18 protein-coding genes are annotated in these 22,231 nt (G+C 43.1%); 12 read left to right on the top strand and 6 right to left on the bottom strand.

Translation table 11 applies throughout. The features are described 5' to 3' along the window. The 6 genes from DP116_RS28910 to DP116_RS01570 form a co-directional block, all read left to right on the top strand. The coding region (locus tag DP116_RS28910; RefSeq protein WP_479686329.1) for a glycosyltransferase at positions 1 to 664 on the top strand (664 nt) is incomplete at its 5' end. Between the two features lie 65 nt (positions 665 to 729). Next, complete coding sequence (locus DP116_RS01590) at positions 730 to 1,917, top strand: FtsX-like permease family protein (RefSeq protein WP_169153504.1); 1,188 nt, start codon at positions 730 to 732, stop codon at positions 1,915 to 1,917. A gap of 116 nt (positions 1,918 to 2,033) precedes the next feature. Further along, positions 2,034 to 2,789 (top strand): ABC transporter ATP-binding protein, encoded by a 756-nt coding sequence (locus tag DP116_RS01585; RefSeq protein WP_169153503.1) that lies wholly within the window; start codon positions 2,034 to 2,036, stop codon positions 2,787 to 2,789. A gap of 156 nt (positions 2,790 to 2,945) precedes the next feature. Continuing rightward, positions 2,946 to 5,057 (top strand): bifunctional arginine dihydrolase/ornithine cyclodeaminase, encoded by a 2,112-nt coding sequence (gene argZ / locus DP116_RS01580; protein WP_169153502.1) that lies wholly within the window; start codon positions 2,946 to 2,948, stop codon positions 5,055 to 5,057. 92 nt (positions 5,058 to 5,149) lie between these two features. Then, positions 5,150 to 5,695, top strand: coding sequence for a DUF2085 domain-containing protein (locus DP116_RS01575; RefSeq protein WP_169153501.1), 546 nt, complete (start codon positions 5,150 to 5,152; stop codon positions 5,693 to 5,695). Beyond that, positions 5,673 to 5,903, top strand: a complete 231-nt coding sequence (locus DP116_RS01570; RefSeq protein ID WP_169153500.1) for a hypothetical protein — start codon at positions 5,673 to 5,675, stop codon at positions 5,901 to 5,903. The genes DP116_RS01575 and DP116_RS01570 overlap by 23 nt, the downstream gene beginning before the upstream one ends. A 145-nt stretch (positions 5,904 to 6,048) precedes the next feature. Here DP116_RS01570 and DP116_RS01565 read toward each other — a convergent pair whose 3' ends face one another. Further along, on the bottom strand, positions 6,049 to 7,881 hold the full coding sequence (locus DP116_RS01565) for an FG-GAP-like repeat-containing protein (protein ID WP_169153499.1): 1,833 nt from the start codon (positions 7,879 to 7,881) through the stop codon (positions 6,049 to 6,051). A gap of 599 nt (positions 7,882 to 8,480) precedes the next feature. Continuing rightward, a complete protein-coding gene (locus DP116_RS01560) occupies positions 8,481 to 10,409 on the bottom strand; it encodes an N-acetylmuramoyl-L-alanine amidase (RefSeq protein WP_169153498.1) in 1,929 nt (642 codons plus the stop codon). 202 nt (positions 10,410 to 10,611) lie between these two features. Between DP116_RS01560 and pyrG the strand changes: the two genes are divergently transcribed. Continuing rightward, positions 10,612 to 12,249: a CTP synthase gene (gene pyrG / locus DP116_RS01555; RefSeq protein ID WP_169153497.1), complete on the top strand. Its 1,638-nt coding sequence runs from the start codon at positions 10,612 to 10,614 to the stop codon at positions 12,247 to 12,249. Between the two features lie 171 nt (positions 12,250 to 12,420). Further along, a complete protein-coding gene (locus DP116_RS01550) occupies positions 12,421 to 12,843 on the top strand; it encodes a hypothetical protein (protein ID WP_169153496.1) in 423 nt (140 codons plus the stop codon). Positions 12,844 to 13,011: 168 nt separating this feature from the next. Here DP116_RS01550 and DP116_RS01545 read toward each other — a convergent pair whose 3' ends face one another. The 3 genes from DP116_RS01545 to DP116_RS01535 all read right to left on the bottom strand — a co-directional run bounded on the left by DP116_RS01545 (position 13,012) and on the right by DP116_RS01535 (position 17,252). Then, on the bottom strand, positions 13,012 to 13,329 hold the full coding sequence (locus DP116_RS01545; protein ID WP_169153495.1) for a hypothetical protein: 318 nt from the start codon (positions 13,327 to 13,329) through the stop codon (positions 13,012 to 13,014). A 430-nt stretch (positions 13,330 to 13,759) separates the two neighbouring features. Continuing rightward, positions 13,760 to 14,263 (bottom strand): hypothetical protein, encoded by a 504-nt coding sequence (locus DP116_RS01540; protein ID WP_169153494.1) that lies wholly within the window; start codon positions 14,261 to 14,263, stop codon positions 13,760 to 13,762. 2,134 nt (positions 14,264 to 16,397) lie between these two features. Continuing rightward, positions 16,398 to 17,252, bottom strand: coding sequence for a TetR/AcrR family transcriptional regulator (locus DP116_RS01535; RefSeq protein ID WP_169153493.1), 855 nt, complete (start codon positions 17,250 to 17,252; stop codon positions 16,398 to 16,400). Between the two features lie 208 nt (positions 17,253 to 17,460). Between DP116_RS01535 and DP116_RS01530 the strand changes: the two genes are divergently transcribed. Genes DP116_RS01530 through DP116_RS01515 form a run of 4 tightly spaced genes read left to right on the top strand, consistent with a single transcriptional unit; the run spans position 17,461 to position 20,708 of the window. Beyond that, positions 17,461 to 18,768, top strand: coding sequence for an ABC exporter membrane fusion protein (locus tag DP116_RS01530; protein WP_169153492.1), 1,308 nt, complete (start codon positions 17,461 to 17,463; stop codon positions 18,766 to 18,768). After that, positions 18,765 to 19,940 (top strand): ABC transporter permease DevC, encoded by a 1,176-nt coding sequence (devC, locus tag DP116_RS01525; protein ID WP_169153491.1) that lies wholly within the window; start codon positions 18,765 to 18,767, stop codon positions 19,938 to 19,940. The genes DP116_RS01530 and devC overlap by 4 nt, the downstream gene beginning before the upstream one ends. A 22-nt stretch (positions 19,941 to 19,962) precedes the next feature. Then, positions 19,963 to 20,379: a XisH family protein gene (locus DP116_RS01520; protein ID WP_169153490.1), complete on the top strand. Its 417-nt coding sequence runs from the start codon at positions 19,963 to 19,965 to the stop codon at positions 20,377 to 20,379. Continuing rightward, positions 20,367 to 20,708: a XisI protein gene (locus DP116_RS01515; RefSeq protein WP_169153489.1), complete on the top strand. Its 342-nt coding sequence runs from the start codon at positions 20,367 to 20,369 to the stop codon at positions 20,706 to 20,708. The genes DP116_RS01520 and DP116_RS01515 overlap by 13 nt, the downstream gene beginning before the upstream one ends. A 496-nt stretch (positions 20,709 to 21,204) precedes the next feature. Here the strand turns inward: DP116_RS01515 and DP116_RS01505 are convergent, their stop codons facing one another. Then, positions 21,205 to 21,699 (bottom strand): pentapeptide repeat-containing protein, encoded by a 495-nt coding sequence (locus tag DP116_RS01505; RefSeq protein WP_169153487.1) that lies wholly within the window; start codon positions 21,697 to 21,699, stop codon positions 21,205 to 21,207. Between the last annotated feature and the right edge of the window lie 532 nt (positions 21,700 to 22,231).

Genomic DNA, 22,231 nt, shown 5'->3' with positions numbered 1-22,231 from the left:
GAACGATTCTACAAAACCAACAGCTGCTGCTGCTGGTGGTTGTATCTTAATTGCGAGTGAAGCTTTAACCCGGATTGGTGGTATTCAAGTTGTTCGTAATGCGCTCATTGATGATTGTGCCTTAGGGCAAGCAGTAAAGTCTAGCTGTTTTACCCAACTTCCCCATGAGGCGATTGGGAAAGCACGAGAAGCAGAAGAAAAAAATATTCCCTCACTCCCTCCCTCCTTCTCCTCATCTCACAAAATTTGGCTAGGACTAGACGACTCAACTCACAGCTTGCGATCTTATCCCTCGCTGTCAACAGTTTGGGACATGGTAGCCCGAACTGCCTTTACCCAGCTAAATTATTCTTTAGGGCTGTTAATCTTAGCAGTCTTAGGGATGATACTTGTTTACATAGTTCCACCTGTTAGTGCAATCTTCGGTTTGCTCACAGGAACTTGGCTTGTAGCGTGCGTCGGCTCATTAGGCTGGCTACTTATGAGTTGCGCTTACTTGCCTACGATCCGATTTTATAGGTGTTCACCTTGGTTGGCACTGTGTCTTCCAGGAATTGCGCTCCTATATACGCTTATGACTATAGACTCAGCTGTGCGTCATTGGCAAAAGCGAGGAGGAACTTGGAAAGGAAGAGTATATTCTAAAACGAATAGTGCTAGTTAGCCCAGTTAGTCATTAGTAGCACAACTAATGACCAATGACCAATGACCAATGATTAAATTCATTTTATGGCTTCAATTGCTCGTAAAAATTTACTGGAAGACATTCCTCGCTTTTTGGTGGCGCAGGCGGGAATTTTATTTGCTGTTAGCCTAGTTACCATTCAAACAGGTCTTCAATATGGGTTTGCTCGTTCTTCTTCTCAGTTAATTGATCAATCCCGTGCTGATATTTGGGTGTCTTCAAAAAATATGCAGCATTTGGGGCTAACTATACCAATTCCCTACGAGCGAGTTACCAAGGCGCGCAAAGTCAAAGGTGTAGACAAAGCTGAAGCTGTCATTATTGATGGTGGGCTTTGGCGTGAACTTGCAACAGACAAGATTAATTCTATTACGCTGGTTGGTGCAGATCCACAGGGGATGTTATTTGACCGCTCAAATATTGTTGAAGGTCGTTTCAATGACTTAAAGCAATCGTTCCGTTTCATGATTGACAAAACTAACCTGAATTCTATTGATCTCAAAAGGTTGGGTGAGGTAGGAGAAATTAACAACATTCCAGCAAAGTTAGTGGGTTTCACTCAAGGAACTCAATCAATTGTCTTCGGTACTTTAATGTTCACGTCTTTAGAGACTGCTAATACTTATAGAAATTACGGAACTCAGACAACAGCTTCTCCAAATAATGTGGGTACCTCTGCTAAAAAGCCAGTATCAACAGACCAGATTAGCTTCGTTTTGGTTCGGGCAAAACGAGGTCAAAACATCGCGAAACTCAAGCGGGATTTGGAACAGGCTTTGCCAGATAGCCGTGCTTACACTCGTCAAGAAATGTCTAAAATCACACAAGATTTTTGGCAGGTTCGCTCTGGAATTGGATTTATTCTCGGTCTTGGTGCGGTGGTTGGCGTTGTTGTTGGAGCAGTTGTAGTGAGTCAAATTCTCTATGCTTCTGTTACAGATCATATAAAAGAATTTGGCACCCTCAAAGCAATGGGAGCATCTGACTGGTTTATTTACAATGTAATTATTGAGCAAGCAATTTGGATGGCAATTTTAGGCTATCTACCAGGAATCGCTCTTTGCGTAGGAGTAGCAGCTTGGACATCAACAACACAAGGAATTGTCATTTTAATTACACCAGTATCAGCACTGATTGTTTTCGGAATTACAGTGTTGATGTGCGTCGGTTCTGCTGTTTTTGCCATTCAAAAAGTGACGCGCGTGGATCCAGCGATTGTTTTTAAAGGATAGTTTTCTTGGTACTTATTAACTTTTCTGAAATTCAGTGCTAATTATGACAAAAACCGAACAGTAAATATTTAGTAGTCGAAAGCACTCAACTATCAACTAATAATTAAAAACTATATATGCCTAAAGAATTTGAGGAGATGGCTGATTATAAAAAGAAATTTGATAAATTTGCTCAGAGCAAATATCAAATGAATTACACCCCAAGAGGGGCAATTATTGCCAAGGGGGTGGAAATGGTTATCAATTCCAAGCAGCAGCGCCTTCAAATCTTGAAAAAAGTTTACTGGGAGATCAAAAAGGGTGATATAGAAATTTTAATGGGACCTTCTGGCTCAGGGAAAACGACTCTGCTGTCTATTTTAGCGGGACTTTTGACTCCGACGGCTGGCAATGTTTATTTACTTGGGCAAGAAATTACGAGAATGTCTCGAACTGAACTAGCTAAGTTCCGAAGACAGAACATTGGCTTTATTTTTCAGGATTTTAACTTGTTTCCAGCACTCACAGCGATTGAAAATGTAGAAACAGCGTTGAATGTAAAAGGAATTCGTGGAAAATTCGCACGCAAGGAAGCACAAGCTTTGTTGGAACAAGTGGGACTGGGTGATAAAGCAAAGTTGCTTCCTCGTGATTTATCGGGAGGACAAAAACAAAGAGTGGCGATCGCCCGTGCCTTAACTGGTCGTCCACAGGTTATCATGGCGGATGAGCCAACGGCTGCTTTAGACTCTCACAGCGGACATTTGGTCATGGAGTTACTGCGTGGACTAGCAAAAGAACAAGGCTGCACAGTGTTAATTGTGACCCATGATCCACGGATTTTAGATTTGGCTGACCGAGTAGCGCATATGGAAGATGGAGTACTAAAGTAGTCCGCGTTGTACTCCTTGCAGGATAAAATAGAGCATGGGCATTCTACTGTCTACAAAAATACAGAAATTTGACTTTAGCACGGTAAACAGTATTAAACTATACGTTGTGAGACCGTAAAAATTTGTATAAGAGAAAGGCTAATAGCATCTAACCATATGACTTCCCAGATTCGCTTTTTAATCTGTCCTCCCCACTACTACGATGTAGACTATGTGATTAACCCCTGGATGGAAGGGAACATTCACAAGTCATCGCAAGACCGTGCTGTAGAACAGTGGGACAAACTGCATCACATCCTTAAAGAAAACGCAATTGTTGACATAGTACCACCCGAGAAAGGCTGGCCCGATATGGTGTTTACGGCAAATGCTGGTTTGGTACTAGGGAAAACAGTTGTATTGAGTCGTTTTTTACATAAAGAGCGCCAGGGCGAGGAACCTTATTTCAAGCAATGGTTTGAGGATAACGGCTACACTGTCCACGAATTACCCAAAGACTTACCCTTTGAAGGTGCAGGGGACGCACTCTTGGATCGGGAAGGACGCTGGCTTTGGGCTGGATACGGTTTCCGTACAGAATTAGATTCTCACCCTTATCTAGCAAAATGGCTGGATATTGAGGTGCTGTCGTTGCGACTGATTGATGAGCGTTTCTACCACCTAGATACTTGCTTCTGTCCGCTGGCTAATGGTTATCTGCTATACTATCCACCAGCGTTTGATTCCTACTCCAACCGCTTAATTGAAATGCGGGTACCGCAACAAAAACGGATAGCGATTACAGAAGCTGATGCGGTCAACTTTGCTTGCAATGCTGTGAATGTGGACAGCATTGTTGTGATGAATAAGGCGAGTGAACCACTGAAAGCACGCCTTGCAGAAGTTGGTTTCCAAGTTATTGAAACACCGCTGACGGAATTTCTCAAAGCTGGTGGCGCGGCGAAATGTTTGACGCTACGGGTGACGGAACCAGTACGGGAAGAACTTCATGCGAATGTGTCGGTGGAGAGTCGCGTCTTTAACCTAGAAGGACACTTGCTTGACTCTGGCTTGATTAACCGGGCTTTGGATTTGATTGTTGATAACGGCGGTAGCTTCCAAGTTCTAAATTTCTCACTGGGAGAGCAGCGACAAAGTACATCAGCAGCTGAGGTAAAAGTCTCAGCGCCTTCCCATGAGGTGATGGAAAGCATCATATCGCATCTGATTGATTTGGGTGCGGTAGACTTGCCTCAAGATGAGCGCGATGCCAAATTGGAGCCGGTAATTCAAGCAGGGGTAGCTCCTGATGATTTTTACGTTAGCACGATTTATCCCACCGAAGTGCGGATTAACGGTGAATGGGTGAAGGTACAGAATCAGCGGATGGATGGGGCGATCGCCATCACTCGAACACCCAAAGGCATAGTAGCACAGTGTAAACTACTACGCGACGTTGAAGTCGGCGAAGAAGTGGTTGTGGATGTGCTAGGTATTCGCACCGTCCGCAAAACAGAATCACGGGAAAAACGCAATGCTGAAGAATTCAGCTTTATGTCGTCGGGAGTTTCCAGCGAGCGACGTGTGGAACTTGTCGTTGAACAAGTGGCTTGGGAATTACGTAAAATCCGAGATGGCGGAGGTAAAGTAGTTGTCACAGCGGGGCCAGTGGTGATTCACACTGGAGGCGGTGAGCATCTGTCGAAACTGATTAGAGAAGGATACGTGCAGGCGTTACTGGGTGGAAATGCGATCGCCGTCCACGATATTGAGCAAGCGATGATGGGAACTTCTCTCGGTGTGGATATGAAGCGGGGTGTGGCTGTACGCGGTGGACACCGCCATCACCTAAAAGTCATTAATACCATTCGCCGTTATGGTAGTATTGCCAAAGCTGTTGAGGCTGGGGTTATTCAGAGTGGCGTCATGTATGAATGTGTCCGTAATAAAGTTCCATTCTGTCTGGCTGGCTCGATTCGCGATGATGGTCCTTTGCCCGATACCGAAATGAATTTGATCAAAGCACAAACTGAATACGCCCGACTGCTCAAAGGTGCAGATATGATTTTGATGCTGTCGAGTATGCTGCACTCAATCGGCGTGGGGAATATGACTCCCGCTGGTGTGAAGATGGTTTGTGTGGATATTAATCCAGCTGTGGTGACAAAGTTGAGCGATAGAGGTTCTATAGAATCAGTTGGTGTGGTAACAGATGTTGGGTTGTTCCTCAGTTTGTTACTACAGCAGTTGCAGAAGTTAACTAGTCCGTATACTGCTAAAGTGAGTTAAGAAGGTAGGGTGGGCAATATTGCCCACCTTGCGTATGAAAAACGAACCGCCAAGACGCCAAGGACGCCAAGGAAAAACGAAAGAAGAAAGAAATGTTGCCAGGATTAGTTTTTAAAAAAAGTTCTTCTACTCAGCACTTTCAAATTCGTTGGGTGAGTGCAGTTGCTGATTTCTTATTAGCAGGGATGGTGGTGGGACCACTTACTGCTCCTTTTTTGGCGGCGTCTGGGTTGCCGATGTTACCCGTAATTGCGAATATTATTTATTTCATGGGCGTTCATGTATGTCCGCAGCCGGAGATGGGGGTAGCATTATCACCACCGTATATTATGGCTGTGTGTATGCGTTGCTACGGTACTGTGACAGGGTTATTGATAACACGTCTGTTATATGGATTTACAGGTGGTAAAGGTTTTTACTGGCTAAAACAGTATGGTTGGAGTGGTGCGGCGCTTGCTAGTGTTCTGATGATGGCGTATCCACTGGAATTGGCAGCAGAGGTTTTAGGTTGGTGGAGTTTTAATAATTACGTTGTTACGCCTTTTGGGTTGATGACTGGTTTGGCGTGGGGTTTATTTACTATACCAATTTTGCACGAGTGGCGGCGAACACCAGATGATGAGAAGTTTGGGGCGTGACAGCAAGCGATCGCCTACGGCAGAGCTAAGCGCCAGAGGCGCACGCACTCGCGTTCGCTTAACGTCCGTTGCACCCCAATACTGTTCGGTTAAGAAAATTATTCCATTTCGACGGGGCGGTGCGACAAGGACGCTTGAAATATTGGATGAGCAAACAGGCGAACCGTTGAAACGAGTTTGGTGGCGTAAGGCAATACAGCCTGACTAATCTCCAATGCCAATCTGTTCTAATTTTCTAACGAAGTTAAAATTTGTTTAAAAATAAAAACTCACAGGTGTGATAAACAAAACTATTGACCACACCTGCGAGGAAATTAAATCACAGAGTCAATTCACTCTTATGCAACTTATCTTCAAACCGGGTAGGAAGTTGGGAAGCTGATTTCCCAAGAAGGACTACCAGTTTTGGGAAGTGCAAGCGGTTCTTCTAAATTAGAACCATTGATCCGCGAAATAGCAGTCTCGTCAGTACTAGAGTTGCGCCAGAGAATGTCAACCTTACCATCATTTGTAAAGTCTGCCAGCCCTTCGACTTTCCAGTTAGTATCCGGGACTGGAGTCAACGAAATAACCTGTTGTGGATTTGTACCATCCATCGGCAAAATAGCGTTGTCACCTGTGCGGTAGTTGCGCCACAGGATATCGACTTTGCCATCACCTGTAAAGTCTGCCTCACCGACAATATCCCAAGAAGCATCTCCTGCATATGCGGTCAGTGGGGTAGACTGTTTGAGGGTAGTACCATCCAACTGCCAGATTGCATTCTCGCCAGTACCCTTATTGCGCCAGAGAATTTCGTCTTTGCCATCACCTGTAAAGTCTGCGAGACCTTTGATTTCCCAAGCAGTATCTGCTGAGGGAAGCAAGGTAGATTGTTTGAGGGCAGTACCATCCATTTCCCAAATTGAATTTTCACCTGTGCGGTTATTGCGCCACAGGATGTCTTGTTTGCCATCACCTGTAAAGTCTGATACACCTTTAATTTCCCAGGCAAGATCAGGGACTGAGGTAGTTAAAGTTGCCTGATCTAAGGTAGTACCATTCATGCGCCAGATGCTATTCTCGCCAGTACGAGAGTTCCGCCACAGGATATCGACTTTGCCATCACCTGTAAAGTCTCCTTGACCTTTAATTTCCCAGGCATTACTAAAGGTTTTCGGAAGTGAGATTGACTCTTCTAATGTGGTACCATTCATCTTCCAAAGAGCAGTCTCATCAGTACGAGAGTTCCGCCACAGAATGTCTGGTTTGCCGTCGCCAGTAAAATCAAATTTAGAAGTCCTAGCATTAGCTGAAGCATTTCCAGTCACGTTAACACTGACGCTACCAGTCAGTTGTAGAGTTGGATCGCCTTGTAAGCCACCGTACTCTATAAAGTAACCGCCAGATACATAATTTCCACTCTGCACAGCGTTGGGAAGGTCATTCCATTTACCTTGTACAGCTTGACCAATCGCGGAGTTACCAATGATGTGGGCGTAGTCTTCGTTGTTATTAAGGTCGTTTGGTTCACCAGGTGCCCAGTTGTTGTAACGACCTTGAACAGAAGTACCATTTGGACCTCCACTCCAAAACTGGGTTCCAGTTTCTGGTCCTGTTACCCAACGCCAGTCCCCCTCAGTCTCAGCATCGCTACCTCCGATCCAACCGTTTCCTTGAACTTTGCCTTGGATGAAGTTTTCTTCTGCCGCAGAGGTGATCGTTGCTAAATAACCTTTGAGTCCGAAGTACTCACGATTAGCAGCTGCAGACCGAGCATCTGTCCAGGTAATATTGGGAGCAGAGACAAACTCGTAAAAGCGGTTATTTTCTGCACTTCCTAAGGTCGTCCCCAGAGAAAATTCAATGCTACGCACTGCTGTAGTGGGATTGCCACTGATATTACTGTAAGTAACTTGGCGCAGTGCATTCTGGTAAGCTTCGTTGGAAGCGGTACCAGTTATGCTTAAAACCCCTCTTGTTGTGTCGTAGTTCCAGTTCAGATTATTGATAGTGCCATTGGTACCGTTCTGTCCAGCAATCCCAAGCCGGTCTTGATCTGTCTTGAAGTTAGAGTTAATGATAACCGAAACACCATTTAGAGTGTTACTATCAGGGTCAGAAATAGTCAAATTGGCGGCAACAATTTGGGGAGTAGCGGCAGCCGTATAGTTGGTTGTTCCAGAAACGCTTAAAGTTTGCACCATGGCTCATCCTTTCTTAAGAAAAAGTGTTTTGGGAAGATTTGAGTTGACTACATAGTTATGGAAAATACCTATGTTGTAGATGCTACTTATATAGGAAATATCTTTGCTGAAAATATTGTATTAAATAATACGAAAAATCGTCAACTCACTTTATTATAAGATTAAATAACGTATTATCAATTACCTAAAATAAAAATAATAAAATATCACGCATAGTGCCACAAAGGACTATTCTACCTATATTGTGCCTTCTTGATTCAAAAAAATGACTTCATAAAGAACTAAAACTTTGGTATAAGAAAACTTTAAGAATGAGATCATCCACGTCTACGTTGCATTTTTTTCTGACACTACATGTGATTTGTCATTTATACAAATCACATGATAGCGACACAGCATTGCTGTGTGTTCTACCTAATTGAATACTGCTAAGCTGAACCACATCTAACTTTCCAGAATGAGCCAAGCCAATAAAAAGCTTCCGGCGACAAATTATGTAAGTTAAATATAGAACAGCTTATTAGACTATCATCAGTATTAATTCAGAAAAGACCCAGAATAACCTTGTTTTCCAACGCTGTACATATTTAGCCTAGGCATCAGCGGGCACTACGGAACCACTCAACAATTCCATCACCTATGACTTTTGCCAACTTCTTTTGTTCCTGAGCATTCGTCACCCACTCAAATTCATTAGGGTTGCTCATAAAACCCAATTCCAGCAAGACAGACGGTGTACTTGCTGGACGTGTCAGTGCTAAATTATCCCAAAAGACCCCATAGGATGGTCGTCCTAACTTGCTAACAACATACTTTTGCATAAAAACTGCGAAGCTGTGAGCTTGGGGATGATACCAAAAGGCTGCCATTCCCTTGATTTTTTCGGCATCACCTTCATCGGGTAGGGAGTTGTAATGTATGGAGATGGCGATCGCTGGTTCTTCTTTATCAATAATTGCCACACGATCAGGTAGTGACACTTCCTTATCATCTTCCCGTGTCATCACCACTTTCGCTCCTCGCTTCACCAACTCATCGCGCACTAACTTAGAAACCACCAAATTCACATCTTTTTCCAGATAACCTGTTGGTCCGGATGCACCAGATTCTTTTCCTCCATGTCCTGGATCGAGTAAAATCTTGATTCCAGATAACGGCTTTTGTATGGCGAACATCCCCCTTGTTTCCCTAGTATTAGTAGAGGAGATGAAAGGAGAGTGACGTAAAGATAGCACCAGACTCGTGTTATCGTACCTCAGCTTATACCCCCACTGTTGAGCTTTTTTGAGGTTAAAAGTGTACTGCACTCCTGGCTGTCCCCCTGGGACGTATGGTGGTAATTGTTGCCAATCTAAGCGAGAGATTAGAGGATCATCATCTAAGCGAATAATATCTGTCTGAGCAGTGGTATTATGAAGAGTTAGAGTAAAAGTCTGGTCACCTTGCTGCACACTCACAGGAACAGGAACTTGCAGCGGGAAAACCATTTCTGTCATACTAGGAAGTCTACGATAGCCAACACTGCGGATGATACTCTGTTGAGGAACTGCTCCTAGTAAAGGACGAGTTTCCTTAGTATTGATCCAAGCACCATAGTCCAAACGCAACCACTCACCTTCGCGTCCTGTGACTGCTGCTCGTGTGCCTTTAGGTAAAGGTGTTAGTCTAGAATAATCTGTACTCGGACCAGTGCGTGCAACTCCAGAGTCTGCTATGACCTCTACAACTTCCAACTGTTCAGGTGAGAGGATGGTGACTTTTCCAGTTCCTTGTTGAGTTATTGTTTTACCATTCAGCGTGAGTTGGAATTCTGGTTTACCCAAATCTATATTTCTGGCAGAATTCTCAGCAACAGCACCAGAGACAATGTTGTTACCGTACAGTTGAGGATTAAACTGAGGAACTGTCGTACAACCCTGATATTTGCCAGCGCTAGACTGGGTTGAGGGTTGGTTTTGCCCTGTTAAAGCGGCAGAATTTGCTGGTAGTTGTGCTTGTTGAGGTTGGGGTAAAAGAGAAACAGTTTGATTTCCCAATTTTACAGAAACACTCACATTCGGTGCGGCAATACTCCCAGAGGAAGCGGTTCCAGGGGCGATACTCCCAGAGGGAGTCGCCCTAGGGGCTAACGCACTAAAACAAATCTGTTCTCCTGGAAGTTTGGCAATGTCCACCCTTGGCGTGAGAGAATCTTTTGCAAAGCCTAATCCCTGTGGGACTTCCGGTTGAGTGGAAAGTCTTGTCACCCTAATCTGGATTTCTTGATTTTGGTAGCGGACAGTAAAAAGATTTTCTCCCAACTGTAAGGGGAAACTTGGGGCAAAATGACCAGACTTGCTACGGGTTACTGGCTGATTATTGATCAAAACCTCTCCACTTGATGGTGCTGTACCAAGAAAGAAAATTTTCTGTGCAGAAGTCTGGTAGTTTGTTTTCGGAAAAACAACCTTGAGGGATTGTTCTTGAGCCAAAGCGATAGAGGGGGTGACTATAGAACTTAATAAGATTAATCCTAAAAGTGATCTCACGTCAAAATAAAAGAATAATTGACAACAAGAGCGGAGTTAAGCACCTCCCCCTAAAAGCATGGGGGTTGAATTCAAAAAAATAAATTTATAATTTAAATTTATAATTTGAAATTTATAATTTTGAATTTTGAATTCCCGAAGGGGGTGACTGTGGCACAATGACGGCATGTGTTTCTAGAAGTTGCGCAAAATTAAAAATACTATGACTAAGTTTGTATTTGTAACTGGCGGTGTTGTTTCTAGTATTGGTAAGGGAATTGTAGCAGCAAGTCTGGGGCGATTGCTCAAGTCACGAGATTATTCTGTCTCAATTCTCAAACTCGACCCTTATATTAATGTCGATCCAGGAACCATGAGTCCTTTTCAGCATGGGGAAGTGTTTGTGACTCAAGATGGTGCTGAGACAGATTTGGACTTGGGACATTACGAACGTTTTACTGATACCTCTATGTCCCGGTTGAACAGCGTGACGACTGGTTCAATTTATCAAGCCGTCATTAATAAAGAGCGTCGTGGTGATTATAATGGTGGCACAGTTCAAGTTATTCCCCACATTACAAACGAAATTAAAGAACGGATTATTAGAGTTGCTAAAGATACAAATCCTGATGTGGTTATTACAGAAATTGGTGGGACAGTAGGAGATATTGAATCACTACCGTTTTTGGAAGCAATTCGTCAATTCAGGAAGGATGTAGGACGAATAAATGTGGTGTATATGCACGTCACTTTGATGCCGTGGATTGCCTCAGCGGGTGAGATGAAAACTAAGCCAACACAGCACTCGGTGAAAGAACTTAGATCCATTGGTATTCAACCGGATATTTTAATTTGTCGGTGCGATCGCCCACTGCCAACATCGTTAAAACACAAATTATCTGAATTTTGCGATGTACCAGTAGAATGCGTCATCCCATCTCAAGATGCTAAGAGTATCTATGAAGTCCCCCTGAATTTAGAACGAGAAGGATTAGCACAGCAAACACTAGAGTTGCTGAACATGGAACAACACCAACCTAATTTGGCGCAGTGGCAAACACTAGTAGAAAAATTATACAGTCCCACTCATCGGGTGGAAATTGCGATTGTAGGTAAGTACGTGCAGCTGAGTGATGCTTATCTTTCAGTTGTGGAAGCTTTGCGTCATGCAGCAATTGCGATGAGTAGCGAACTGCACCTGCGTTGGGTAAATTCAGAACAACTAGAAACTGAAGCAGCCGAAACCTATCTCGAAGGTGTGGATGGAATAGTAGTCCCAGGAGGTTTTGGCGTCCGGGGGGTAGATGGCAAAATTGCCGCAATTAGATATGCTCGAAAAAACGAAATCCCATTCTTAGGTTTGTGCTTGGGAATGCAATGTTCAGTCATAGAATGGGGACGAGATGTCGCCGGATTACAAGATGCTAACAGCGCTGAATTTGATCCACATACCAAAAATCCAGTTATTAATTTATTGCCAGAACAACAGGATGTCATTGATTTGGGCGGGACAATGCGCTTAGGTTTATATCCTTGTCGTTTGCTTCCTAACTCTTTGGCTTTCAAACTTTACCAAGAAGAAGTGATTTATGAACGCCATCGACATCGTTACGAGTTCAACAACTCTTACCGCAACATCTTTGTAGAGTCTGGTTATCTCATTAGTGGGACTTCTCCCGACGGACGCCTAGTAGAAATTATCGAAATTGCCAATCACCCCTTCTTTATTGCTTGCCAATTTCATCCAGAATTTCAATCGTCTCCCAGTGCACCTCATCCTTTATTTAAAGGTTTTATCGAAGCGACAATTGCTCGTTATTATCCATCTTCTCAGGTACAAACACCACTGGAAGTATTTTAAATAGTCATTAGGAGGCAGTGCGGTGGACGGGTTCCCCGGCATAAAGCATCTGCCGTTCATTAGTCATTTGTTCGATTGTCAATGGCTAATGACAAACTATAAATTATACCACTAAAATTGTTTATGAGTGTAGCGCTGACCGTTATTATTGTTGAGGATTGAGGCAATTTTGTGGCGTACTGGGTGAAGATTATCTATGAAAGAAATGAATATATAATCAATTTGAAGCAGATTACAGCTTTTTGTCATGAACGAAATGGCAGAATAACTTTTTGGTTACCAGATAGTGCTAGTTCAATAGTTATTAACCGCCAAAGTAACCAAGAAGACTATCAAAAGATTTTAGATTATGTAGAACATATAACAGGGTTAGAATTCGAGAAATCCTTTTGGGTAAAAATTCTTTATGAAAGGAACGAATATATCATTAACCTCGACAGTATTAGTTGTTTTCGTCATGAACCAAATAATGGTAGGATAACTTTTTGGTTACCAGGTAGTACTATTTCAGTAGTCATTAACCCCGTAAGTAATTCAGATTCTTATCAAAAAGTTTTGGAATACATTCAGAACACAACGGGACAGACTTTATAGCTTATAGTTGTTCTGCATGAAGATGTACTTTTTGAAAGAAAAGTAAGTAGACAGGGGAAATAAATCAAGCCATAGCAATCTTCCAAAGATTTTTGAGAATCAGTAATGCGGTTCCCAGCCCTACTTTGTTGAGGGCTGAGTCGTTGATAGCTTAACCGAACCGTATTGTTAGTGATGCGGTGTCCACTGACTTAGGAATAACAAGAAACCGCAAAAGAACCCAGCTGTGTAGACTACAACTATCATGAATATAGCGTGGACAGTAGTTCTAAACTCGTGGTCTCGAATAGCCTGTGTAATAAGTAATTCAACTTCTGTTTTTGTTATGCCTTTGTCCTTGTTAGGCAGCACTAAGTCCGTGAGGCTAGGCGTACTCTCAGGCATCTCAACTGACTGGGGATTGCCTTTTTCTGGTGGGGATGCTGTCGCAGCTGGTACCGAGAACGGTGATAGAAGCATAAGCGGCGAAATCTTGCGATGAAGCATGAAAATTTGACTCTCTAGTAGTTGAGTGCTTGAGTAAGAAACTTTCTTATTGGAGGCATGGAAGTATTTTCAAACAAACTGCGAGCAAGTAGGCGCGTCCGTAAGCGCAAAGCACCCCCGGTAGGGGTACGCGCAGCATGTCCTCTGGACATAGGGCATAAGCGTGCTTTCGTCATTCACCCTTAAAGCAGTTCTCCAAAAATCACAGAACATTTTTGTCTGAATCTCCCGATTTTTAACCGGGAGAATGCCTCAATAAGTTGCAGTCAAAGGTAGTACGAAGCTTACTCTGCCTCCTTTTCCTCTCTCCCAAATTGATATCCATGACTGGCATCTTGTAGATAGCTCAAATTGGGAGAGGACTGGGGTTGTTATGTCTGAACGCAGATTGGTATTAGTCTTGCTTTTATCAAGTTTTCCTGAACTGCGATTATTGAGAAAGACCAGGAAGGGGTAGGTTCGGTAGGACTGGTGGTGCTGCTGGATTGGCAGGGGCTTGTGTATCAATTACTATCTGCTTCGGCGTGGAACAGCCACTTTGATAGGCGTATTTGTTGGGCGCGAACAAAAATTTACCAGCCCAACAAATTGTAGCGTCGTTTTTACCGACTATGATTGGACCAACAGTTGCTACCGAACCATTAGAACCGCCAGTGAGTTGTGATCCGCCAGGAACACCGCAGGTGAGTTGTGAGAAGATTGCTCCAGGCGCAACGCCGACGCAGGTATACTCGCTGTTTACAGGGCTATTATTGCTGCTTACTGTCTCTATGAAAACGGTGATGGGTAGGTTAGAATAAAGCGGATTGTTGTAGGAAGTAGCGACGCGGGCGCTGGCTGATGGAACCGGAGGGGTCTGAGCATAAGCTGTCTGCACTGATACGGCAAACCCTGACACAAGCAAACACGCCGAGACAATGTGACGATGAAACATGAGATTCCTCTAGTTGTATTATTTGTGACTGTTAATTAAGTCTTTCTATCCTTACGTACAAGCTACGCGCGATTGGCATCTCCTCCGTAAGATGAGTGCTCAAAGTTACTCAAATTCAATCTTATAATTTTGAATCTTGAATTCTCCCATAACCGCGCAGTTTACGGAAGGATATAGAACTTAGGGAGTTAATTGTCCTGAAATTCCGCGATGTCTATACAGTGATTTTTTGTAGACTTAGTTACCATAGACATCGCAAAACAACGTAAACATCTCACGCTTTGATGCAGCATCCCTCGCTTCAAAAAAATGTGTGTTTTTTTACTAAAGTAACTAATCCAGTAATAATTTATTATTTTATTAGTAGAAAATATATCAGTAATAATACTTAATTTAACCAAAGATTTTTACAGAAAAAATACAAAGTAAAAAAAGTACTACAAATATAGACTTTATTCAGTACTCATTTCTTGCAGATATGAGAGAAATTTGACGCATTAAAGCCTTGGACTGATTCTGTAGAAAACGGGCAACCGCCCCTTCGGGAATTCAAAAAAAAGAGTTATTATTTTGAACTTTGTATCTCCTGCGGAGACGCTTCGCTTTAGCCCTTTGGGCGTGCGCTTTGCGCATACGCGCAGCGTGCCCGTTCGCATGATTGCGTGCCGCAGGCATAGGGCATACTTTGATAGCGCAGCATGCCGCAGGCATACTTTGAATTTAAGCGAAGCGAGTTATGTACTCTTTGAGGCAGCGCAGAAGTGGTTTATACGATAAGGCGATAATTTTAACGTCTAGAACCGCCATCACGCCTAGGTTACCCGTTTTCTATAATTTTCATGAAACCCCAGCAAAAGTAAATTCCCTTTATTAACTAAACCTGAAATCAACTTCAGAAGATAGTGTATGTCAACGAAAAACGCTTGCGCTCAATTTTGATTAACCCTTTAAAAGATGCCATCAAATTTTATGAACAATTTAAGTAAGTTAAAAAATAGAGCACTAAGTGATAGTACTTAAATGTCATGATTTTATAACTTCTCAATCATTCCAGAAGCTCCCTCTTGTTTGTTGACAAAAGACACTACTACGACCACTATCTCTAGAAATATCTACCAAATAACAGATGCAGATGTAGACACAAGTCAAAAGTAATAAATTTAACATGATACTTGTTTCATGTTAATTGATAGCTGAAAAGCGACACAGATAATTGCGATCGCGCCCGCAATAGTGTATTGAACTTTGTACAACTACGTAATGATTTCGCGCACCGATGTCTCAGATATACTGATGAACGTTCAAACCGTGAACAGTCAACACTGACAAGTTGCAATTCTCAGGTAGCACAAGTCAATTGTGTAAGCACAAAGTGTGTCGCTGTTCCATGCAAAGTAGCGGGCAAGGGAGGGACTCATACCAATTCAAAATTCAAAATATGGCACTTCGTGCCACGCTGCGCTATCAAAATTCGTCTTGAAAAGTTTGCGCCGGGAAACCCGGACGCGCACGCCAGTTCGCACAACGGGGGGAACCCCCGCAAGCGACTGGCTTAACTTTTCGCAAAATGAAGAAAGCCAAACATAACAAGGGTTTGGGAGTGTGTATCTGTCGCATTCTTTTTTCAAATTGGTATCAGCAATCTTAATCACATTAAGTTCTCCGTTATAGCAGGGAACTCTTAACAGGCTTGAAAGTCTCGTGGTGTCCGTATTTTCTCATTAGTTCATGTCCTAACCTACCTGGCAACTGCTATAGAACGCAACTTAGTCTCATATCAGGTTCGGTTAAACACTTATAATATCTGTAGGTTGGGTTGAACGCTCGTGTTACCCAACACCCGCAGTTGAGTTTATGTTGGGTTTCGTTCCTCAACCCAACCTACATTGATAAATTTTATTATAAGTAATCACCCGAACTTGATATCACTGATTCTTTTAACCATGTATATACGCAAGTTTGCAAGTCATGCTAAACCTGAGCCTCTCACGCTTAGGTAGAAAACCACCAGCAACATACGAAAGAAACACCATCTCCCTGCTCCCCTATTCCCTGTTCCCTGTTCGGGTGTTCCCTGTTCCCTATTCCCTGTTCCCTGTTAAAAGTGTTTCTTCAAAGAACTCATTCTGAATCCTCAAGTCAGTTCACCATCACGAGCAATGATCTCAATCATCTCACTGCGAGTCAATTCATGTTTAGCAGCGACTTGGGCCAGTTTTTCCCAAGCTGTATCTGTGAGTCTGATGGATCTTAAACGTTTCGGTTCAGAGTCATAATCTCGCTCAAACTTACCGGAATTCTTACGGTTACGCCTGAAAGATTTCTGCCTTGTCCCTGAGTATTGATCTGCTGGTAAATCCTTCTGAGTCTGATTTGCAGTCAACAAACTAATCAGGTTGTTAATCAGGCGCTCCCGCTCTATTGGTAAAATATCATTGCCATGAAGTATTTCCTCAATCAAGATGAAATGTACTAAGGTTCCGACCAAGACTCGCGCAGCAACTTCTGGATCAGGTAAGTTGAGTTCAGGACGGGACATGAGGAATTGACACAAATCCTCCAAGAATGGTTTTTCAAGGTTAAGAACAAAAGCTCGTGCTAACTCTGGGAAGCGTCCAGACTCACCAACTATCAAGCGCATTAATCCTAACACCTGCTGGTCACCTATAATGTTGTTTAGCATACTGAATGCCAAGTGACGCAGGATGATAGATGCTTCACCTTCCATCAATTGAGCTTTTTGTGGGTTAAATGATGCATAATATTTTTCCAGTATAAGTTGCTGTATCAGGGCAGTAAATAGTCCTTCCTTGTCTTGAAAGTGGCTGTAAACAGTTGTTTTAGATACGCCTGCTGCTGCTGTCACCCGATCCATTGTTGTCGCAGCATAGCCATGTGCCAAAAATTCTTGCATGGCACCTGCCAGAATGGCATCCACTTTTTCTTCTGACAGTTTACGATCTAAATTATTAGCTTGTGTCTTTCTCATTTTTTCATCTCTTGCTAATAGCCGGCTATAGGTGTTTGCAACTCTGCAATAAAGGTTTCCTGTAGGGATATAACAATCCCCCCCCTATATGGAGTGTATGCAACACGCGCACTGGGGCGAAAATTTTCTTGACAGCTTGTACTGTACAGTTTAGTTTAAAAAGAGGAATTAAACTATTTAGTTTATTTTGTCCCACAGGAGGCACCTTATGGTGCGTGATGCAACAGCTAGCGGTTCCTCATTCTTTAAGCATAGCCGTCGCCCACTGACAATACTGGCAGCTGTCATAACATTTGTTGTTGCAGGGGTGACAACATACAGGTTCTGGCAGTTACAGTCACACAAGTCTAATGAGATCCAAAAATCTCACCAAACCATTTCTAAAATCATAAAAGTCGTTGCTTTGGGAAGGCTAGAGCCACAGGGAGAGGTTATTAAAATTTCTGCACCAACATCTAGTCAAGAAAGTCGAGTTGGACAATTGTTAGTCAAGGAGGGGCAGGAAGTTAAAACAGGTCAGGTGATTGCTATTCTTGACAGCAAAGATCGTCTTCAAGCTGCTGTCGTTAAAGCACAGCAACAAGTGAAAGTGAAACAGGCAAACCTTGCTAAAGTGCAAGCAGGTGCAAAACAGGGTGAAATTGAAGCACAAAAAGCCACAGTTGAGCGATTAAAGGCACAGTGGGAAGGTGAGAGGATAGCGCAAGAGGAGGCGATCGCCCGACTCAAAGCACAGTCCCAAGGCGATAAGATAGCGCAACAAGCAACTGTTGAGAAATTGCAAGCCCAACTCAACAACGCTCAAGCCGAATATCAGCGCAATCACCAACTCTACTCGAATGGTGCAATTTCTAAGTCTTCATTTGATAGTAAACGCCTGAGTGTAGACACTGCAACACAGCAACTCAAAGAAGCCAGAGCAATACTCACCCGTATTGATGATACCAGTAGCAGGCAAATCAGTGAAGCTCAAGCTGTTCTCACCCGGATTAACACAACGCTGAGTCAACAAATTAGCGAGGCGAAAGCCACACTCCAGAAAATAGCTGAAGTGCGTCCAGTGGATGTGGAAGCAGCAAAAGCAGAAGTTGATGATGCGATCGCACAAGTGAATCAAGCTCAAAAAGATTTGCAACAAGCTTACGTGCGAACACCACAAAATGCTCAAGTGTTGGAGATACACACACGTGCAGGGGAAGTGGTATCAAGTGATGGCATTGTTGAAATTGGGCAAACCAGCCAAATGTATGCTGTTGCGGAAGTTTACCAAAGTGATATCAGTAAAATCCGTCCTGGGCAAGATGTGCGGATTATCAGTGATTCTCTACCTGGTGAACTGCAAGGAAAAGTCGAGCGGATAGGCTTACAAGTGCGTCGCCAGAGTGTCATCAATACCGATCCTAGTACTAATATTGACGCCAGAATTGTGGAAGTGCATATCCGACTCGATAAGATATCAAGCCAGAAAGCTGCTCAGTTTACCAATCTACAGGTTAAGGTGGTGATTTCACTTTGATTGCATTCATACAACAGTTACAGCGGCGAATACCTCTGGGATGGCTGCAACTGAGTCATGAAAAAAGCCGTCTGCTTGTCGCATTGTCAGGTATTGCTTTTGCTGATGTGCTCATGTTCATGCAGCTTGGCTTTCAGACTGCACTTTATGACAGTAATACTCGCCTCAACCGAGTTTTGCAGACAGACATTGTTTTAGTCAGTCCGAAAGGTCGTAATATGCAAAATCTGTCTACATTTTCCCGGCGGCGACTGTACCAAGCTTCCTCGATATCAGGAGTAAAGTCGGCAGAAGCATTGTATGTGAGTTTTATCACCTGGAAAAATCCCCAAACTCGTCGTGAAACTTCCATTCAACTGCTTGGGTTCAATCCTGAGCAACCAGCTTTTGGTCTACCAGAAGTTAACCAACAGTTAGATAAGATTAAGCTACCAGATACTTTCTTATTTGACAAAGGTTCTAGAGGGCAATATCAAGAAGCGATCGCTCAAATTGAACAAGGTAAAACTGTTACTACCGAAGCAGAAAATCATACCATTACTATCAATGGCTTATTTAAATTGGGGACTTCCTTTGGGGCTGAGGGAAACCTGATTACCAGTGATCAGAATTTTTTACGGCTGTTTCCCGGACGACAAGCAGCGAGTATTAATCTGGGTTTAGTTTATCTTGAACCAGGTTACGATCCACAGCAAGTCGCAACAGCATTAAGAGCTTACTTACCCAATGATGTCAAAGTCCTCACTCATAAAGAATTTATTCAGTTTGAGGAAAACTACTGGCAGACAGAAAGCCCTATTGGTTTTATCTTTGGTTTGGGTGTATCAATGGGGTTCCTTGTTGGCATTATTATCGTTTATCAAGTTCTTTCTACCGATGTCAATGCACACCTGAAGGAATACGCAACCTTAAAAGCAATGGGTTATCACAATTTATACTTTTTAGGAATCATTTTTGAAGAAGCTCTTATCCTCGCATTTCTGGGCTTTCTTCCAGGAACAATAGTTCCTTTGGGACTTTATTCTTTAACAAGAACAGCGACAAATTTGCCGATATACATGACATTAACACGAGCTTTAGTGGTGCTCATGTTGACCATTATTATGTGTGTTATTTCTGGGGCGATCGCCACCCGCAAACTCCAAGCGGCTGATCCTGCTGATATGTTTTAATATGTTAAAGGACTCAAAAATAATGGCTGCCAAAGACCTATTTCATAATGCCGTCAAGCAAGCACTCCTCAAAGATCAGTGGATAATTACAGCAGATCCGCTAACGATCAAAATCGAGAAGGTGAAATTTGAGATCGATCTAGCAGCAGAGAAAGTCTTGGCGGCCCAAAAAGCAGGACGCAAGATTGCAGTTGAAATCAAAAGCTTTCTAAATCCTTCGGCAATTACCGATTTTCATGGGGCATTAGGACAGTTTTTAAACTACCGCCTAGCATTACAGATGAGCGAACCAAATAGAATTCTGTATCTGGCAGTTCCTGTTGATACATTTGAATCATTTTTTCAAGAACCATTTACTCAGGAAGCAGTCAAAGTATATCAAGTTAAATTAATTGTATACGAGCCACTTCAGCAGGTAATTATTAAATGGACAGACTAGAGCAATACCGTCAAATCATCCGCCAACTGTTGACATCTCATGCAAATCTTGAGTCTGGTAATTCAGATAACAATGTTGAGTGCCAGCTTGTCTTTGATACAGAACACGACCACTACCAAATTTTAGATGTTGGCTGGTCGGGACTCAAACGGGTTTATAACTGTTTCATTCATTTAGACATCAAGGATAGTAAAGTTTGGATTCAACGCAATATGACAGAAGCCAATCTTGCTCAAGAATTAGTCGAGATGGGCATACCTAAAGAAGACATTATCTTGGGACTGCATCCACCTTACAAGCGCCCGTATACTGGGTATGGAGTTGCTTAAATAATCTGCGATTGCACTCGTAGCAACAGACGTATAAAGGCGTATCGCTTTACTAACAAATATTTTCCTCGGTAAAAATTAGTGCGTTGGCAGCCCAGTCGTGCAGGTATTATTATTTGCACTAGTACAGCGGGCGCGGAAAGAAACAGACCATTTGAAATAGGTAAAAAGCTTGTAGCATAAGAGTTCTTTCTTTTTACCCTTGCGGGTATGCCTGCGGCACGCCCTCCGGGCTAACGCCAGTTGACGCCAGGTGCTACCCTCCGGGAAGCCGCCTCCGGCGTCTACAAGTCGGGAAACCCGCCCAACGCACTGGCTCCTGTAGCCTGTGGAACCCTAGTCGAGCACTGGCTCACTTTTGACTTTTTACTATGGCAAGATGATACTTCATCCCAGGTTGAGGGAACATAAATAGAGCGATCGCTCACTCGGAAGCGATCGCCAAAAATTTCTACTTACAAAAACATCGTGACGGCTAAGCTAATATCCAGTAACTTTATCGGCATTGCAAAGACTCACGCGTAGAAACACCAGTTTTAGAATTCACCCCACTTGCTTTCGCACAAAGTTTTTTAACTTCCAGACGATCTAGAACTGCATCGGTGAAATCAGCACCTGTAATATCTACATCATCAAAGGTAGAACGCAACATCATTGCGTTTGTAAAGATTGCATCGCTGAAATCACCACCCTCAAAAGCGACCAAGTAGGCTATACCTTCAGTAAAATCTACACCATGCAAATTGACTCCCTCTAATATCGAACCATTGAAAACGCCACCGCGCAAATCAGCATTGCTAAAGTTAACGTTCTTAAGCTTGACATTAATATACTCAGATCCAATCAAGCTTTGACCAGAAAAATCCTTACCGTTGAATGCATCGTCTGTGGAACGCCGAATACTCGAAGAACCGACTCCCTCTGCTGACAGGGGAAACAAGAAAAGAACTATCGCTAGAACCAACCCAACGAGTACTTGCTGATACTTCATAATGCCAACTTAATAAATCTCAACACTGCCACAATTCATTAAAACAGTGAACAGTGAACAGTGAACAGTAAAAAGTTATCTGAGATCTTCCACCATTACGAGTAAACTACTAATGCTTCTATGAAATAGTGTTTATATTTACTCAAAAATCAGTTCTAGTTTTTTCAGGAGGCACTGCGTTGCGGAGCCAGCGCCGTGGGCGGGTTTCCCGCAAAGTCTGCCGGGCGGAAGATTCCGTCCGGCGAGCTTTGCGACTTGAGGCGTCTGGCGTTGGGGTTCCCCCCGTTGTAGCAAGTGCCGTTCCATTTTAATGGACTTCGCCTATTAGCCTGGGACTTACAGTCCTAGGCGGACGAGAAGGAGTCAAATTTTATGTAATATTTGTTACCTTGATGTCACCAGATGCAAGATGTCAGGTTATCAAAATTTCAGATAATATCATGTTCGCTTAAACACTTATAATATCTGTAGGTTGGGTTGAGGGACGAAACCCAACACTTGATCCTTGTTCATGTTGGGTTTCACTGCCGTT

Source organism: Brasilonema bromeliae SPC951, assembly GCF_012912135.1.
In the GTDB taxonomy this organism is placed as follows: Bacteria; Cyanobacteriota; Cyanobacteriia; order Cyanobacteriales; family Nostocaceae; genus Brasilonema; species Brasilonema bromeliae.
Note: the sequence above shows the minus strand (reverse complement) of the source record. Positions and strands in the feature narration are given on the sequence as shown.